This is a genomic window from Mesorhizobium sp. NZP2298 (assembly GCF_013170825.1).
Classification (GTDB): Bacteria; Pseudomonadota; Alphaproteobacteria; order Rhizobiales; family Rhizobiaceae; genus Mesorhizobium.
Genome location: NZ_CP033365.1, coordinates 1489246 through 1506408 on the forward strand (window position 1 = coordinate 1489246; position 17163 = coordinate 1506408).

At 63.2% G+C, this 17163-nt stretch carries 17 protein-coding genes and 1 tRNA gene; 11 read left to right on the forward strand and 7 right to left on the reverse strand.

Going from position 1 to position 17163, the window contains the following annotated elements; translation table 11 throughout:
- Positions 1-264: 264 nt before the first annotated feature.
- The 4 genes from EB231_RS07240 to tkt all read right to left on the reverse strand — a co-directional run bounded on the left by EB231_RS07240 (position 265) and on the right by tkt (position 6908).
- Complete coding sequence (locus tag EB231_RS07240) at positions 265-1461, reverse strand: phosphoglycerate kinase (RefSeq protein ID WP_172348221.1); 1197 nt, start codon at positions 1459-1461, stop codon at positions 265-267.
- Between the two features lie 156 nt (positions 1462-1617).
- A complete protein-coding gene (locus tag EB231_RS07245; RefSeq protein ID WP_172348222.1) occupies positions 1618-3498 on the reverse strand; it encodes a potassium/proton antiporter in 1881 nt (626 codons plus the stop codon).
- Positions 3499-3694: 196 nt separating this feature from the next.
- Complete coding sequence (gene gap, locus EB231_RS07250) at positions 3695-4705, reverse strand: type I glyceraldehyde-3-phosphate dehydrogenase (protein WP_065005509.1); 1011 nt, start codon at positions 4703-4705, stop codon at positions 3695-3697.
- A gap of 211 nt (positions 4706-4916) precedes the next feature.
- Positions 4917-6908, reverse strand: coding sequence for a transketolase (tkt, locus tag EB231_RS07255; protein WP_172348223.1), 1992 nt, complete (start codon positions 6906-6908; stop codon positions 4917-4919).
- Positions 6909-7169: 261 nt separating this feature from the next.
- Between tkt and EB231_RS07260 the strand changes: the two genes are divergently transcribed.
- The 4 genes from EB231_RS07260 to EB231_RS07275 all read left to right on the forward strand — a co-directional run bounded on the left by EB231_RS07260 (position 7170) and on the right by EB231_RS07275 (position 9713).
- Positions 7170-7442 carry a DUF4164 domain-containing protein gene (locus EB231_RS07260; protein ID WP_056576508.1) on the forward strand — a complete coding sequence of 91 codons (273 nt, stop codon included), beginning with the start codon at positions 7170-7172 and terminating at the stop codon, positions 7440-7442.
- 10 nt (positions 7443-7452) lie between these two features.
- Positions 7453-7818: a cell division protein ZapA gene (locus EB231_RS07265; RefSeq protein ID WP_056575728.1), complete on the forward strand. Its 366-nt coding sequence runs from the start codon at positions 7453-7455 to the stop codon at positions 7816-7818.
- A 220-nt stretch (positions 7819-8038) separates the two neighbouring features.
- Positions 8039-8698, forward strand: coding sequence for a peroxiredoxin (locus EB231_RS07270; protein ID WP_172348224.1), 660 nt, complete (start codon positions 8039-8041; stop codon positions 8696-8698).
- Positions 8699-8852: 154 nt separating this feature from the next.
- The gene (locus EB231_RS07275; RefSeq protein ID WP_246740890.1) at positions 8853-9713 is read left to right on the forward strand and encodes an MBL fold metallo-hydrolase; all 861 of its coding nucleotides are present in this window, start codon (positions 8853-8855) and stop codon (positions 9711-9713) included.
- Between the two features lie 85 nt (positions 9714-9798).
- Here EB231_RS07275 and rpoH read toward each other — a convergent pair whose 3' ends face one another.
- Entirely contained in the window at positions 9799-10710 is a 912-nt protein-coding gene (rpoH, locus tag EB231_RS07280) for an RNA polymerase sigma factor RpoH (protein ID WP_019861619.1), read from the reverse strand.
- A 211-nt stretch (positions 10711-10921) separates the two neighbouring features.
- The gene (locus EB231_RS07285) at positions 10922-11977 is read right to left on the reverse strand and encodes an RluA family pseudouridine synthase (protein ID WP_172348226.1); all 1056 of its coding nucleotides are present in this window, start codon (positions 11975-11977) and stop codon (positions 10922-10924) included.
- Between the two features lie 27 nt (positions 11978-12004).
- On the opposite strand from EB231_RS07285, the gene EB231_RS07290 reads away from it, so the two are divergent.
- From EB231_RS07290 to EB231_RS07320, 7 genes are all read left to right on the forward strand, one after another.
- A complete protein-coding gene (locus tag EB231_RS07290; protein ID WP_172348227.1) occupies positions 12005-12388 on the forward strand; it encodes a fimbrial protein in 384 nt (127 codons plus the stop codon).
- Between the two features lie 29 nt (positions 12389-12417).
- Positions 12418-12825: a VOC family protein gene (locus tag EB231_RS07295; protein WP_172348228.1), complete on the forward strand. Its 408-nt coding sequence runs from the start codon at positions 12418-12420 to the stop codon at positions 12823-12825.
- 90 nt (positions 12826-12915) lie between these two features.
- A tRNA-Glu gene (locus EB231_RS07300) sits at positions 12916-12990 on the forward strand.
- Between the two features lie 213 nt (positions 12991-13203).
- Entirely contained in the window at positions 13204-13599 is a 396-nt protein-coding gene (locus tag EB231_RS07305; protein WP_206681895.1) for a hypothetical protein, read from the forward strand.
- 913 nt (positions 13600-14512) lie between these two features.
- Complete coding sequence (locus EB231_RS07310; RefSeq protein WP_172348229.1) at positions 14513-15094, forward strand: VOC family protein; 582 nt, start codon at positions 14513-14515, stop codon at positions 15092-15094.
- Positions 15095-15122: 28 nt separating this feature from the next.
- On the forward strand, positions 15123-16019 hold the full coding sequence (locus tag EB231_RS07315; RefSeq protein WP_172348230.1) for a glutathione S-transferase family protein: 897 nt from the start codon (positions 15123-15125) through the stop codon (positions 16017-16019).
- A 276-nt stretch (positions 16020-16295) separates the two neighbouring features.
- On the forward strand, positions 16296-16667 hold the full coding sequence (locus tag EB231_RS07320) for a hypothetical protein (protein WP_172348231.1): 372 nt from the start codon (positions 16296-16298) through the stop codon (positions 16665-16667).
- 139 nt (positions 16668-16806) lie between these two features.
- Here EB231_RS07320 and EB231_RS07325 read toward each other — a convergent pair whose 3' ends face one another.
- Entirely contained in the window at positions 16807-17022 is a 216-nt protein-coding gene (locus EB231_RS07325; protein ID WP_140772725.1) for a hypothetical protein, read from the reverse strand.
- Positions 17023-17163 lie beyond the last annotated feature (141 nt).

A 17163-nucleotide genomic window follows, 5' to 3' on the forward strand; every position in this document is an offset into this window, starting at 1 on the left:
GATCTGCGCCTAGCAGAACACTACCGCCAAAGGAATGACGCCGGAAAGCTCGAATCGATTGAAAGTCTCAGGCGCCCTCGTTTGCTCCCGGTGAGTTGATCAGGCCGTTTGTTTTGGCCGCATTTCTGCAACGCCAGGCATTTCTGCCTGGCTGCGAAATGCCATTGCGCGGTTCATCGTTTTGCGAAAACGCCGAAACACTCAATCTCTCTGCCTTGACGCAACTCCGGACGGAAAGCCGTTGCACGCTTTTCCTGGAATTGTTTACCGCTTCAGCACGTCGACGCCGGGCAGGGGCTTGCCTTCCATCCATTCCAGGAAGGCGCCGCCGGCGGTCGAGACATAGGTGAAATCGTCGGCGACACCGGCGTGGTTGAGCGCCGCCACCGTATCGCCGCCACCGGCAACGGAGACCAGCTTGCCGGCCTTGGTGCGCGCCGCCGCGTGCTGGGCGGCAGCCACCGTGGCGTGGTCGAACGGCGCGATCTCGAAGGCGCCGAGCGGGCCGTTCCAGACCAGCGTCGCGGCACGGTCGATCCACTCGCCGATCGTCGTCACGGTCTTGGCGCCGACATCGAGGATCATGCCGTCGGCCGGCACCTCCGATATGGCAACGGTCTCGCAGGCCGCACCCGCCTTGAACTCCTTGGCGACGACGCCGTCGACGGGCAGGATGATGGCGCAGCCGGCCTCGGCCGCCTCGATCATGATCTGCTTGGCGGTCGAGGCCAAGTCATGCTCGCACAGCGACTTGCCGACATCGGTGCCGCGCGCGGCAAGGAAAGTGTTGGCCATGCCGCCGCCGATGACCAGGGCGTCGACCTTCTTCACCAGGTTCATCAACAGGTCGATCTTGGTCGAGACCTTGGCGCCACCGACAATGGCGACGACCGGACGGACCGGGTTGCCCAGGCCCTTCTCCAGCGCTTCGAGCTCGGCCTGCATGGTGCGGCCGGCAAAGGAAGGCAACAGACGCGCCAGCCCCTCGGTCGAGGCGTGGGCACGGTGCGCCGCCGAAAAGGCGTCATTGACGAAGATGTCGCCATTGGCGGCGAGCCTTTCGGTGAAGGCCGGGTCGTTCTTCTCCTCGGCCTTGTAGAAGCGGGTGTTTTCAAGCAGCAGCACGTCGCCCTTGTTCATGGCGGCGACAGCACTTCCCGCCGTGTCGCCGATGCAATCCGAGGCGAAGCCAACGGGACGGCCGAGCACCTCGGCCGTCGCTTTCGCGATCGGCTCGAGCGAGAATTCGGCCGATGGGCCATCCTTGGGGCGGCCGAAATGGGCGAGCAGGATGACCTTGGCGCCCTTGCCCGACAGTTCGGCGATGGTCGGCGCGATGCGTTCGATGCGGGTGGCGTCAGTGACCTTGCCGTCGGCGACGGGAACGTTGAGGTCGACGCGCACCAGCACGCGCTTGCCGCTGATGTTGCCGATGTCGTCCAGTGTCTTGAAGGCAGCCATGCCGGTCCCTTTCCTCGGAAAATCGCCGGGACCATACCTCGCATCAATGATGATGCAAGGCTTTGGCCGCGGTGCGGTGCGAAATTTTGAGCCGGGCGGGGACATAGTCCGTGAAGATCGCCCATGCGGAAGGGGTGAGGCAAACGATCGCCCTTGTCAGCTTCCGGTCGTTGCCTTTTCAACCGGCGGCTCGGGGGCGTCTTCCGGCTCTGCCAGCGCCTGCGTCTCGATCGGCTTGCGCCAGTTACGGACAAAGGCACTCAGACGGTCGCCCATCTCGCCGGCGCTGAGGAACACCGGCACCCGGGCCACCGGTGCGGTCGGCTCGAAGGAAAGACCGAGGCCCGTGATCCTGCCCTTGTCGTCGACGTCCCTGACGATCAGTTCGATCGAGCCGATGAGCACGCGGTCGGCATATTCGGCGTGGCCGCCGAGCCGCGCCGTGACCAGCGCGCCGACGGTCTGCTTCTGCTCCGCCTCGGTCAGGCCCGGCGCGTAGGCGGCCTCCAACTCGGCGGCGGAGCGCGCCGGATCGACGGCGAAGGCGCCGAAGAAATCGGCATCCTCGGGGTCGACCACCGCGCGGCTGGCAAACAGCTTGTCGAGCAGGCGCGGATAGCGGTCCGGCACGAAGATGTAGACCTGGTCGCCGGCGGCGAGCCGGCCCATGTCCTGGAAGCGCATCGATCGTCCGTCGCGAAGCACCAGCGAGGGCCGTGCCCAGCGCGGAATGCGCTCGCCGCGCGCCACCGGGCTGCCGTGCGCCACGCGATAGGCGAGAAGCTCATGATGGGCGGAGCCGGGAAGTTCAAGTTCGACCTTGTCGAGCGGGCCGAGGCGCGCCGGCACGATGAGACCAAGGCGGCGCGCCAGCGGGCCGACGGTCCAGCCCTGGATGACCAGCGACACGAGCACGATGATGAAGGCGGTATTGAAGATGACACGGCCATTCTCCAGCCCGCCGAGCAGCGGGGTGATGGCGAGCAGGATGGAGACCGCGCCGCGCAGACCGACCCAGGAGACGAAGGCGACTTCGGGGCGCGGCAGGCGGAACGGGATCAGGCAGAGCCAGACCGCGATCGGCCGGGCGATGAACATCAGGAACAGGCCAAGCGCAATCGCCGGCACCATGATCGCCGGAAACTGCGAGGGCGTCGCGAACAGGCCGAGGATCAGGAACATGATGATCTGCGCCAACCACGACATGCCGTCCTGGAAGCGCTTCAGGATGGTGACGGCGCGAATGTCGGAATTGCCGGCAATGAGGCCGGCGAGATAGACCGCCAGAAAACCCGAACCGCCGATCGCGCCGGCGGCGGCGAAGACCATCAGCGACAGGGTCAGCACGAAGATCGGCAGCAGGCCATGGTCGAGGTTGAGCCGGTCGACGAGGCGTACGATGGCGAGGCCGCCGAGCACGCCGACAATGGCGCCGAGGCCCATATTGAGGATGAAGCCGAGGATCAGGTTGGTGACCAGGACATTGGTCTCGGGGTTGGCGTGGGCGGCGATGATCTCGACCAGCGTGATGGTCAGGAAGATGGCGATCGGGTCGTTGGTGCCGGATTCCACCTCGAGCGTCGAGCGCACGCGTTCGCGCAGATTGATTTCGCCGGCGCGCAGCAGGAAGAACACCGCGGCTGCATCGGTGGAAGCGACGGCCGCACCGAGCAGGAAAGATTCGAGCCAGGTCAGGTCGAGCAGGTAGTGGGCGGCGGCGCCGAACAGGCCGGTGGTGATAAGCACGCCGAAGGTCGCCAGCGACAGGGCCGGCCCCGCCGCCTGCCGCAGCGCGTTGAGCGGCGTGCCGAAGCCGGAATCGAACAGGATGACAGCCAGCGCCAGTGAGCCGGCAAAATAGGCAATACGGGCATTGTCGAATTCGATGCCGAGGCCGTCGGTTCCGGTGGCGAGGCCGATGCAGAGAAACAGAAGCAGCAGGGGGGCGCCGAAGCGGAAGGCGATCAGGCTCGAAAACGCGGCGGCGACAACGAGCGCCGTGCCGACCAGCGTGACGAGATAGATCGCATGCTCCATCCGTGATTTGCCCCTCGAATTCCTCTTTGTATCGATTTACGGGAGAGTGGGGCGAAGGGATGGCCAGTGCAAGGCGGGAGGGTGGTTTTTTGGCCGAAGCCGATGATTTTCGGGCGGTCAGGCGTTGCTGCTCCGGCAAACGAAAAACGCCCGGACAAAGCCGGGCGTTTGAAGCTGCGAGACTGCAAGCCTGTGATCAGGCGATGGTCTTGCCGAAGGCGACGGCGGTATCGCCCATGCGGTTGGAGAAACCCCACTCATTGTCGTACCACGACAGCACCGAAACGAAGTTTCCGTCCATCACCTTGGTCTGGTCGAGCGCCATGATCGAGGACCGCGGATCGTGGTTGAAGTCGATCGACACGTTCGGGTGATGAGTGACGCCGAGAATGCCCTTCAACTTGCCATTGGAAGCGGCGATGACCGCGTCGTTTATTTCCTGGACCGTGGTCGGGCGCTTGGCGATGAACTTGAAGTCGACGACCGAGACGTTCGGGGTCGGCACGCGGATCGAGATGCCGTCGAGCTTGCCCTTGAGATCGGGCAGCACGAGGCCGATCGCCTTGGCGGCACCGGTCGAGGTCGGGATCTGCGACAGGGCCGCGGCGCGGGCGCGATAGAGATCCTTATGCATGGTGTCCAGCGTCGGCTGGTCGCCCGTGTAGGAGTGGATCGTCGTCATCATGCCCTTTTCGATGCCGACCGTCTCGTGCAGCACGGCGGCCAGCGGCGCGAGGCAGTTGGTGGTGCAGGAGGCGTTCGAGATGACGATGTGGTCCTTGGTCAGCTTGTCGTGGTTGATGCCATAGACGACGGTGAGGTCGGCGCCTTCGGCAGGGGCCGATACCAGCACGCGCTTGGCGCCGGCGGTCAGGTGCGCGGCGGCCTTGTCGCGGGCGGTGAAGATGCCGGTGCATTCGAGCGCGATGTCGACGCCGAGTTCCTTCCACGGCAACTGCGTCGGGTCCTTGATGGCGGTGACCTTGAATTTTTCCTTGCCGACCGTGATCTGGTCGCCGGACACCGACACTTCATGCGGGAAGCGGCCGTGCACGCTGTCGTAGCGCAGCAGGTGCGCGTTGGTCTCGACCGGGCCGAGGTCGTTGACGGCGACGACGTCGATGTCCTTGCGGCCGGATTCGTGGATGGCGCGCAGGATGTTGCGGCCGATGCGGCCGAATCCGTTGATGGCAACTCTGACGGTCATTTTTCTCTCCCTGGGAGCTGGAGGGCAGACGATGGGTCCGCAGCTTCATAGCGGCGCAAGCGGAAAGAATCTAGCCGCAGCGACGCGGATTTAAATCGATTAGGTTGGGCCAGGCCGGCGAAATCGCTTTGCGTGACTTCGCCGGGGCATTTTTGTTTCGTGCATGTCTTTACTCCAAAACCGCAATACGGCTTGGGCACATGCACAGGCCTTACTTGGCGTGCAGGCGTGCTTCCGCCGCCTTGGCCGCCGCTTCGGCGGTGATGCCGAAATGCGGGTAGAGCTGCTCGATCGTGCCCGAGGCGCCGAAGCCGGTCATGCCGACGAAGATACCGTCCGAGCCGATGAGATGATCCCAGCCTTGGCGGATGCCGGCCTCGATCGCCATCTTGATCGGCGCATTGCCGATTGTCTTCTTGCGATAGTCGTCGCTCTGCTTGTCGAACAGCTCGAAGCAAGGCACCGAGACGACGCGCGTCGGGTGGCCGTGCTTCTCAAGCAAGTCACGGGCGCCAAGAGCGATCTCGACCTCGGAGCCGGTGGCGAAGATGGTCACCGCCGCCTCGCCGCTGGCCGCGGCCAGTTCATAGGCGCCCTGGCTGCTCAGGTTCTTGGCGGAGTGCTCGGTGCGCACCGTCGGCAGGTTCTGACGGGTCAGCGCCAGGGTCGACGGGGTCTTTTCGGATTCGAGCGCGATCTGCCAGCATTCGGCGGTTTCCACCGCATCGGCCGGACGGAAGACATTGTGGTTGGGGATGGCGCGCAGGGCCGCCAGGTGCTCGACCGGCTGATGGGTCGGGCCGTCTTCGCCGAGCCCAATGGAATCATGGGTCATGACGAAGATCGAGCGGATGCCCATCAGTGAGGAAAGCCGCATCGACGGGCGGGCATAGTCGGAGAAGCACATGAAGGTGCCGCCATAGGCGATGAGGCCGCCATGCAGCGTCAGGCCGTTGATCGCGGCCGCCATGCCATGCTCGCGGATGCCGTAGTGGACATACCGCTGACCATAGTCGTCGGGCGTGATGTTCTTGGTCTGGCTGGTCTTGGTGTTGTTGGAGCCGGTCAGGTCGGCGGAGCCGCCGATGGTTTCCGGCACGGCGCCGTTGATGACTTCCAGCGCCATCTCGGACGATTTGCGGGTGGCGACCTTCGGCTTGTCGGCCGAGAGCTTCTTCTTGTACTCGGCAATGACGGCGTCGAAGTTGGACGGCAGCTTGCCGGCAAGACGGCGCTCGAACTCGGCCTTCAGCTTCGGCTCGGCCTTGGCGAGGCGGCCTTCCCAGTCGGTACGAGGCTCGGCGCCGGCCTTGCCGGCTGCGCGCCAAGCCTCGAGGATTTCGGCTGGAATCTCGAAAGGCGGCGACTCCCAGTTGAAGAATTTGCGCGCGCCGGCGATCTCGTCGGCGCCGAGCGGCGAGCCGTGCGCCTTGTTGGTGCCGGCCTTGGTTGGAGCGCCGAAGCCGATGGTCGTCTTGCAGGCGATCATCGTCGGCTTGTCGGAATGGCGGGCGGCCTCGATGGCGTAGGCGATCGCTTCCGGATCGGTGCCGTCGATATGGCTGGCATTCCAGCCGGAAGCCTGGAAGCGGGCGGCCTGGTCGGTGTTGTCGGCGAGCGAAACCGGACCGTCGATCGAGATGTTGTTGTTGTCCCAGAAGACGATCAGCTTGTTGAGCTTCAGATGCCCGGCAAGCGCGATGGCTTCCTGGGAAACACCTTCCATCAGGCAGCCGTCGCCGGCCAGCACATAGGTGTAGTGGTCGACGAGGTCGTTGCCGAAGGCGGCGTTCATGATGCGCTCGCCAAGCGCGAAGCCGACCGAATTGGCCAGTCCCTGGCCGAGCGGGCCGGTCGTCGTCTCGATGCCGGTGGCATGACCGTATTCGGGATGGCCGGCGGTCTTGGAGCCCAACTGGCGGAAATGCTTGATCTGGTCGATCGTCATGTCCTCGTAGCCGGTCAGGTAGAGCAGCGAATAGAGCAGCATCGAACCATGGCCGGCCGACAGGATGAAGCGGTCGCGGTCGGCCCAGTGCGGGGCCTTGGGATCGTATTTCAGGAAGCGGGTGAACAGCACCGTGGCGATGTCGGCGCAGCCCATGGGCAGGCCGGGATGGCCGGAATTCGCCTTCTCGACAGCGTCCATGGAGAGAAAACGGATCGCATTGGCCATCCGGTCATGTTGTTCACGCGACGTCATGGTTCCTCCAGGGTGGGGGTTTGGGGGCTTGGGAGAGCCCTTGAAAAGGGTGCGCGACACATAGCAGGCGCGGGCTTTTAGTCAACAAATCGGGCGCACATTTGCCAGTCTTGTGATGCCGGCGGCGGGCCTACATTAGCGTTAGCGGGGGACAGTCGCGAGAGCTTTGTTGACGTTGCCTTCACCCGGTGCCTAATGTTTCCGAGATAACGCGTTCTGAACGCGAACGATTCGGTGATGGGCAGGGCACAGGACGAAGCCATGACCGGGGAAAGCACGCTCAAGGAAGTAATCGCCAGGCTGGGCAAGGCCATCGAAGGGCTGGAGAACGCCGTCGCGGCCAAGCTGGAGCACGAGCGCGACTATTCGGAAGCCGAGGCCGAAGTGCAGCGGATGAATGCCGACCGCTCACGGCTGGCGCAGGAACTCGACAATTCCGAAGCGCGCGCCGAACGTCTGGAAGACGCCAACAAGGAAGTCTCGCGACGGCTGGTGACCGCCATGGAAACCATCCGCGCCGTGTTGGACAGATAGGAGCTGGCCCATGGCACAGGTCACGGTTTCAATCGACGGCAAGCAGTATCGCATGGCCTGCGACGAGGGCCAGGAAGAGCATCTGATCGACCTTGCCGAGCGCTTCGACCGCTATGTCTCACACCTGAAGGACTCGTTCGGCGAGATCGGCGACCAGCGGCTGACGGTCATGGCCGGCATCATGGTGATGGACGAACTGTCGGAGCTGCAGAAACGCGTCAAGGGCATGGAAAGCGAAGTGCTGACCTTGCGCAAGACGCGCGACGAGGCGTTGACCAAGGCCGACAAGAGCGACAGCGTGCTGACCAACGCGCTCGGCGCGCTGGCGCAGCGCATGGAAGATCTGACGGCGACGCTGGCGATCAACAAGGCCTGAGTTGCCGAGGCCTTGCGCGTGCAACCGGAAGGCTCTTGCGCCGATGCCGTCGGCAGCATGAAAATGCTCATTCCGCCGCCGACAAGAGTTTCATATTATCTTGCGGTCACGATTTTTGCGCTAAGATGCGGCTGTGCCGGTGGGCGGGCGCTTGGTGGCGGCACGGTTTGCCGCCCGTCGCGCTGACCGGGGACCAGATCAGTTACAGGGGAAATGTGCCATGAGCCTTCGTATCAACGACATCGCGCCGGACTTCACCGCAGAGACCACGCAAGGAGAGATCAAGTTCCATGACTGGATCGGCGACGGCTGGGCGATCCTGTTCAGCCATCCGAAGAACTTCACACCGGTCTGCACGACCGAGCTTGGCACGATGGCGGGACTGGAAGGCGAGTTCAAGAAGCGCAACGTCAAGATCATCGGCATCTCCGTCGATCCGGTTGCGAGCCACGACAAGTGGCAGGCCGACATCAAGACGGCGACCGGCCATTCGGTGAACTATCCGCTGATCGGCGACAAGGACCTCAAGGTCGCCAAGCTTTACGACATGCTTCCCGCCGGTGCCGGCGAAACCTCGGAGGGTCGCACGCCCGCCGACAACGCCACGGTGCGCTCGGTCTATGTCATCGGACCGGACAAGAAGATCAAGCTGGTGCTGACCTATCCGATGACCACCGGCCGCAACTTCGACGAGATCCTGCGCGCGGTCGATTCCATGCAGCTCACCGCCAAGCATCAGGTGGCGACGCCGGCCAACTGGAAGCAGGGCGAGGATGTTATCATCACCGCCGCCGTTTCCAACGAGGATGCAATCAAGCGTTTTGGCGCCTTCGAGACCATCCTGCCCTATCTGAGGAAGACCAAGCAGCCATCCGCCTGAATCAGGCGCCGGAACGGTTTTTGTCTTTTCCGCCCCTGCGGGCCAAGTCATGCTTGACTGGCCTTCTTGGGTGGACAACCATGCTCTGGTTGGGTTTCGGCGGAGAAAATTGTTCCTGCCGGCTGAGGTTGGAGAGCTCGGTTTGGACGTGGCTTTGGCAAGACCTGAGGTCAAGGGCTTTTATGACAAGCCGACCGGGGCCATCCAGTATGTCGTCACCGATCCGGCGACGAAGCGGTGCGCCATTATCGATCCGATCCTCGACTTCGATGAGAAATCCGGCACGACGGGTACGAAGAGCGCCGATGCGCTGCTCGATTTCGTTGGAGAAAGCGGGCTGGAGCTCGAGTGGATCCTCGACACCCACCCGCATGCCGACCATTTCTCGGCGGCACACTACCTCAAACAGAAGACCGGAGCGCCGATGGCGATCGGCGACAGGATCGTCGACGTCCAGAACCTGTGGAAGGTGATCTACAACTGGCCGGATTTCCCCGCCGATGGCTCGCAATGGGACAGGCTGTTCGCAGAAGGCCAAACCTTTCGGGTCGGGACCATGCCGGTCAAGGTGCTGTTCTCGCCGGGGCACACGCTGGCCTCGATCACCTACGTGATCGGCGATGCCGCATTCATTCACGATACGCTGTTCATGCCCGACAGCGGCACGGCGCGTGCTGATTTTCCCGGCGGCAGTGCCGCGCGGCTGTGGCGCTCGATCCAGGGCATACTGGCGTTGCCCGACGAGACGCGCGTCTTTGTCGGGCATGATTATCAGGCCGGTGGCCGCGAGCCGTTGTGGGAAAGCACGGTGGCCGCGCAGAGGGCGACCAACATCCATCTCGTTGCAGCGCGCAACGAGGCCGAGTTCGTCGCCTTGCGCGAGGGACGCGACCGGACATTGCCGATGCCGCGGCTGATCCTGCATGCGCTGCAGGTCAACATGAATGGCGGACGGCTGCCGGAACAGGAAGCCAATGGCCGGCGGTATCTGAAGTTTCCGCTGGACTCACTTTAAGGCAATCGCCGCTCTCGGCCGCGCGTACGAAAAAGGCGGCGCCAGTTTCCCGGCGCCGCCTTTTGTTCATTACCGAACCCGGGCTTTAAGCCGCCGGCTGGGCCTCGATGGTGCGCAGGGCCTGGGTCTGGCGCTTGGCGGCGGCCTTGACAGCATCCTGCACCTTCTCGAAGGCGCGCACCTCGATCTGGCGCACGCGCTCGCGGCTGATGTCGAACTCGGCCGACAGCTCTTCCAGTGTCAGCGGCTCTTCGGCGAGGCGACGGGCCTCGAAGATACGCCGCTCGCGCTCGTTGAGCACGGCAAGAGCGCCCGACAGCATGCCGCGCCGGTTTTCCAGCTCGTCCTGCTCGATCAGCATCTCTTCCTGGCTTTCGTGGTCGTCGACCAGCCAGTCCTGCCATTCGCCGGATTCGCCTTCCGTCGCCCGGATCGGCGCGTTGAGCGACGCGTCGCCCGACAGGCGGCGGTTCATCGACACCACTTCGGCTTCGGAAACGTTGAGCCGTGTGGCGATCTCGGCGATCTGGTCGGGCTTGAGGTCGCCGTCGTCCAGCGCCTGAATCTTGCCCTTCACCTTGCGCAGGTTGAAGAACAGACGCTTCTGGTTGGCGGTCGTGCCCATCTTGACCAGGCTCCACGAGCGCAGGATGTATTCCTGGATCGAGGCCTTGATCCACCACATGGCGTAGGTCGCGAGGCGGAAGCCGCGCTCGGGTTCGAATTTCTTGACGGCCTGCATCAGGCCGACATTGCCTTCCGAGATCACTTCGCCGATCGGCAGGCCGTAGCCGCGATAGCCCATGGCGATCTTGGCGACGAGCCTCAAATGGCTGGTGACGAGCTTGTGCGCAGCGGAAGTGTCTTCATGCTCGGCATAACGCTTGGCGAGCATGTACTCTTCCTGCGGCTGAAGCATGGGAAAGCGGCGGATTTCTTCCAGATAGCGGCTGAGGCCGCCTTCGCCGGAAACGATACTGGGTAGTGACTGGGCCATGATAGCGCCCCCTCTCTATTGGAGTGATGCCCCCGAAACGCGGCGGGCATGTGACGCGAACACCAAAAGGCTCGCTCGCGACATCAGATCTTATACAGGAACAAAACCAGAAAAGACAGACATTTGTTCAACACGAAACAGTGTGTCACGTTGAAGTGAACAATGCCGGTCAGGTTTTTGATGGCTGGTTTCGAGCTCGTTGATGGCAGGTTCAGAGATTACGGAAGCCGCCGACGAGTTCCTCCATGTCCCCCGGTATCGGCGCCTCGAACCTCATCGGTAGATGGGTATCCGGATGGCGAAATGCAAGGAGCCAGGCATGCAAAGCTTGCCGGGAAAATGCCTTGACCTGACTTTTCAGGGGCTCCGGCAGCCGATTGGCCTTGGTTCGGAAGGCCTGGCCGTAGTCGGGGTCGCCGATCACCGGGTGGCCGATATGGGCCATGTGGACGCGGATCTGGTGGGTGCGGCCCGTTTCCAGCCGGCATTCGACCAGGCTGGCGCTTGCAAATGCCTGTTGGTTCTCGCCAAAACGCTCCTGAACGGCGAAATGGGTGACGGCATGGCGGGCGTCGTCGCGGCTTTCCGGCACCACGGCGCGGCGCACCCGGTCGGCGGCGCGGCCAAGCGGCGCATCGACCGTTCCGGTCGGCCTTTGCGGGATGCCCCAGACCAGGGCCAGGTAGGCGCGTTCGAGATCGCCGGTCCGGCCATGGTCGGCGAAGGCTTCGGACAGGGCCTTGTGGGCGCGGTCGGTCTTGGCCACCACCATGACGCCGCTGGTCTCCTTGTCGAGACGATGGACGATGCCTGGCCGGCGCACCCCACCAATACCGGAAAGGCTGTCGCCGCAATGATGGATCAGCGCATTGACCAGCGTGCCGGTCCAGTTGCCGGCGCCGGGATGCACGACCAGCCCCGCCGGCTTGTTGATGACGATCACCGCGTCGTCTTCATAGAGTACGTCGAGGACGATGTCCTCGCCCTGTGGCGTGGCCGGCTCCGGCTCCGGCATCGCGACCGATACATGTTCGCCTGGTGTCATCTTGCGCTTGGTCTCGTCGACCGGCTTGCCGTCGACCTTGACCGCGCCTTGCCGGATCAGCATCTGCACGCGGCTGCGCGACATATCAGGGCCAAGGCTGGCCGCCAGCCATTGGTCGAGCCGCTGGCCGGCCGCATCCTCGCCCGCTATCAGCACGGCGCGTGCCGCCTCCGTCAATTGGTCCCCTATCAATTCGGGGGCCTCTTCGTTATGAGCGCTCATCGAAAAACCGTTCCGGAATGTTTTGCCATGGCCCGGCCCGCTGCCGAAGAAGATCAGGAAAAGCCGCTCGATCCCGAGGTCGAAAAGATGCGTGGCAAGCTCGTCCGCTTCATGGCCATCAATCTCGGCCTGCTGTTGCTGGCCCTTATGGTGGTGATCGCGGCGATTGTCTACAAAGCCCGCAAAGCATCTCCCGAGAACCCGCCATCGGCCGGCGATATCCAGGTGCCCGCCGGCGAGCCGTTGAGCGGCGACATCGTGCTGCCGGTCGGCGCCAAGGTGGTCAGCCAGTCGCTGTCGGGCAATCGCATCTCGATCGATGCCGAACTTCCCGACGGCGGCCGCACGATCTTCGTCTATGACATCGGCGAGCGCCGCCTGATCGGCCGTTTTGCTGTTCGCAACAAATGACAGGCCGCAACAACGAACAGGCCCAAGGCATGAAGGGTTTTGCCGACCATCGCCGTGTCGCGACCGTGGCACTGGTCGTCGCCAATTATGACGAGGCGATCGCCTGGTATGTCGGGCGGCTGGGCTTCCTGTTGCTCGAGGATGTCGATCTCGGCGGCGGCAAACGCTGGGTGACGGTGGCGCCGGCCAACGGGCAAGGCGCCAGGCTGCTGCTGGCCGAGGCGTCCGACGAGGCGCAAAGGCAAAGCATGGGCAACCAGACCGGCGGCCGGGTTTTCCTGTTCCTCGAAACCGATGATTTTGCAGGTGACCATGCGGCGATGCTGGAAAAGGGAGTCGAATTCCGCGAGGCGCCGCGTTTCGAACCCTATGGCACGGTTGCTGTTTTCGCCGATCTCCACGGCAATCTCTGGGACCTGATCGAGCCGAAACGGTAAGGCGCGGGCGGCTTTTCATTCGATCTGGTAAAGCCGCCGAACGCCAGTTGCTTTTTCCCGGCCGTCAGCCTATATCGCCGGTTCTTGAGCGCGCCCATCGTCTAGCGGTCAGGACACCGCCCTCTCACGGCGGGAACAGGGGTTCGATTCCCCTTGGGCGTACCAAGCTTCCCTCTCTGGCTAGATTGGCCATTTTTGCCGCTCGGCTTACCCTGAGCATGCGCCTGGCCGCACTCTGGCTGTCGATGGCCTCAAGCCGCTCACCTTGCGCGAAGAAGGCACAGGGATGATGATGACGGCCGCAAGGCTTCCTCGTTCGTATGGATTGAAGGGGGAACCTGCACCGACCTCCAGGGCTGCCAACCAGATGTTGCCTCCATGATCGACCCTTCCAACCGCCAGGGCGGCCATCCCGACGACGCCATCGAGCCGGCTTTTCAGGCAATCGAGGCAGGCAGGGTTCCCCTGCCCGGCGGCTACCGACAAGGTGTGATCTCCGCGATCACCGTATTGCTCGGATTTTCGCTTCTCTTCCTGCGGTACTGGAATTTCGAAGCTGATGGCGGATGGACGATTGCCTCGATCCTGGCGACGGTCCTTCTCGCACTGGCCATCGTTCTGCAACTCGTCGCACTGTGGCGTTCGCTGCTCCCGCGCGACGACGACGAGCCGGTCTATCGGGTCACGCTGCGCTGGTTCCTCGCCTCCATCATCGCTCTCCTTGCGGGCGTGCTGCTGGCCGGGCTGACCGCCTCGCACGTCTTCAATCTTTGATCGAGGCGATTCCGGCTGCGCCACTATCCGCGCCCGCGCCCCGAGATCGTCCTGATTGCCTGCATGGGAAGGCCCGCCGACCGGGAGTCAGGCGGGCCTTGGAGTAGTCGCAAAGGGACTGGCTTCGGACTGCTCGGTGATCCGTAGGATCACGTTCAATATGGCCCTCAGGATGAGTTGGCGCATCGGCCGAATGGATGAAAGAGGCAGCCCTATCCACGTTTCGTGGCGATCCAGCTCTGAGAATAGAGAGGGCTCGGACGACGCTCGGGCACGCATCCGCGCGGATCGCGTCTGGCCAGGGGATTGGCGAAATTTCCGAGAGCCCGGAGGCTTAAAGCCTTCGATCCACCCAATTTAAGTCAGGCTGCGGCGCTTGAAAGCGCAGCGATCTCTGTTACTTGCGGTGCCGGGGTAGCATCCGCGGCAGTGCGGATTTTTGGGTCGGTAGAGTTGGAATGGCGTCACTGAAGATGATTTGCCCGCGTTGTCATGGCGGCGGCAAGGTTTTCGATTGCTCCAGATGGAGTGCCTCGAAAGGGCACTGCTGCCCACAAGGGACACATCAGACCAGTTGCCCGGGGAAGACCCTCACTTGCACAGAGTGTGGCGGCGTGGGGATGCTTGCGGAAGCCGAACTCAGGGCCGTCGCCTAGTCATTGCTTCGGCCGGCACGCGATGCGGACGGCTTTCGCGTCGCGATCGTGCCGCCATCCCTTGAAGATCCCGCAGGCTTTTGCGGCCAAGAGCGGTCTCGCCCTTCGTGCAATGATAGGACGTGCCGCTTCTGGCGCGGCGTCGCCGATTGCATTAGCATCACGTCATGGATTTCGAGGCACGGCTGAAGCGCCGCGCGGAATGCCGGGTGCCAGGCAGATCCTGACGGGCAATCGATGCCGCGGGGAGAAGGCCAATGCAGAAACTGCAATCGCAGGGCGTCCACCACATCACGCTGGTCGGCGCAGGGCGCCAGACCTCGATCGATTTCTGGGAAGGCGTGCTCGGCATGCCGTTCATCTTCGAGCAGCCCAACCTCGACAAGGCCAGCGAAAGCCATCTCTATTTCGATCCAGGCGACGGCCGGCTCATCACCGTCTTCACCGATGAGAGCCGCACACCGGTCAAGCGGCGCACGCCGACCGATACGGGCTGCGTGCATCATATCGCTTTCGCGGTGTCGCGCGTCACCTTCCTGCAGGCGGTCGCCAGGCTCGACGAGCGTGGCATCAAGCACAGCGGCGTCAAGGATCGCGGGTTCATGGATTCGATCTACTTCGAGGATCCGCTCGGCCTGCTGATCGAACTCGCCTCCTACCGCTTCGAGCCGCCGGCGGGTTTCACCCATGCCGACGTGCTGATGCAGGCACACAGGCTGCGCGTCGCGCGCGGCGACTACAACATCGCCGAGGTGCATCTTGCCGATGCGATCCAGGCGCTTGTCGAAAGCTCCCGCGCGACCTTGTCGGACGACCGGGCGCCGAAGAATCCATACTGACGGCCAACGAAACAGAGGGAGGACAACAATGGTAAAGACAGTGACCAAGAGCGTGAAGAAACCGGGTGCCAAGGTAAAGCCGAAAGCAGCCGCCAAGCCTGCCGCAAAAACAGTCGCGAAGCCGGCGGTGAAGGCAGCAAAGGCCGCGCCGAAGGCGGCCGCGAAAGCCTCGGCAAAACCGGCAGCCAAAAAGCCGGCGCCGAAGACCGCCAAGGCCAAGGCAGCGAAAAAGCCGGCGCTGAAGCTCAGCATGCTGAAGCCGAGCGTCAACAACATGACGGTGCGGGTGTTTGCCCGCGCTGCAGGGTTCGATGCCGCCGAGACGGACGCCTGGGGTCACACGCGCTCGTCCGAATACATGGCGCGCAATCCGGCGCATCTGACGCCGATGATCGAGGACAAGGGGCTGCCCAGAGGCGTGCTTTGGGAAAGCTGCGCCATCATGCAGTATCTGGCGAACAAGTACGGGCTGGAGAAATTCTATCCCAAGGCGCCGGCCAGGCGGGCGATGGTCGATAGCGCCATGTTCTACCTGATTGGCACACTCTACCCCTATGTGGCGCGCGCCACATACCCGGCGCTGGGGTTCCCGCAATATGCCGGCGAGGTCGGCCACAGCGATGCCCATCCCGACAAGAAGTCCGAGGCGCAGAAGGCCGCGATGGCAGCGATCGCCGAGCCGCTGGAGGTTTTCCATAGCTTCTTCAGGGATGGCAAGCCGTTCATCGGCGGCCAGAACCCGTCGATCGCTGACATCCGGCTGGCGGCGACGCTCGAGTTCCTGGCGGTCATCGACTACGCGCTGCCGCCATGGGCGACCGAATATATGGCGGCAATCGAGAAGAAGCTTGGCAAGGCCTACACCGAGCCGGCCGGCGACGTGCGTGGCTACATCGCCTATGTGAGATCGCAGGCGAAGGCCTGACGTTAAGGATTCGTTAACCAAAGCCCTATCTACTGTCAGGAATTCGCCGCGCGACCACGGATGTACTGGCGCAATATCGGTGAAAGGAAAGGTCGGCTCCGTGCCGGCCTTTTTGCTTTTCCGAGCCCCCTGCCGGGACATCGCGCGACGGTGACCAGGCAAACCCGGAGCATCAACTTTTTGCGTCGGGATATTGTCATCGTCGACGTTGGGTCTAACATCCCTTCCGGCGAATCCGGCCTGGAATGCCGGCCTGGAGTGAGATGAGGGTTTGCGATGAAATGCGTGGCGGCAATGCTGATGATCGCCGGTGGAATGCTTGCCGGGACGCTTCTCCCATCGCGGGCCGCGACGCTCAATACAATGGATGATGTCGGGGCCGCGATCCAAGCGTGCTGGACGCCGCCTGCGGATGCAGGAAATTCCACCGTCACTTTGAGTTTCAGCTTCAAGCGCGACGGCTCGCTCATCGGTCCGCCGCGGCCGACCGCCGCCAAGGTCGCCGGCGATGACAAGGCGCGGAAGGCGTTCATCGACGCGGCCATTGCCGCCGTCAGGAATTGCACGCCCCTGACTTTTTCACCGGCCTTGGCGCAGGGCATTGGCGGCAACGTCTTCACGCTGCAACTGACTTCCCCGAAGCAATAGCAGTCCGCGCCGGCCCTTCAGCGGGAAGTGGCGGCACGTGGATTTCGTAACCTCGCGACTGGGCGAGGAAATGCTTCCAAATGGCGGATTGACCGTCAGGGCTTTCCAACCCGCCAGACCGGTTCTTCAAACCAACGGCTCAATGGCTTAGGCGCCGTACCTCGGCATGCCGGGCCAGGTCCGGTGTTTCGAAGACATAATCGCTCCAGGCCGATTCCGGAATTTGTCCGGCCAGGTAGCATTCCAACAGCAGATTTTGCTCGGGATTGAGCGGTCGTGGCGCGCGCTCGTGATCCAGCCCGAGGGAATGAAAAAGGTTCCTTGTCAGTTCCGATACCGTGAAGTGGATCGACATCTGTGTTCTCCCTTGTCCATAAACGCCGCGGTCAGGCAAAGGTTTCAGCGTCATGCACCCGGTAACGCCGGATTGATCGTTCGCCAGAGGCCATGGCCTGTCAACGTCGACAGCACCGGTCTGGTCGCACTTGTTTTCCGG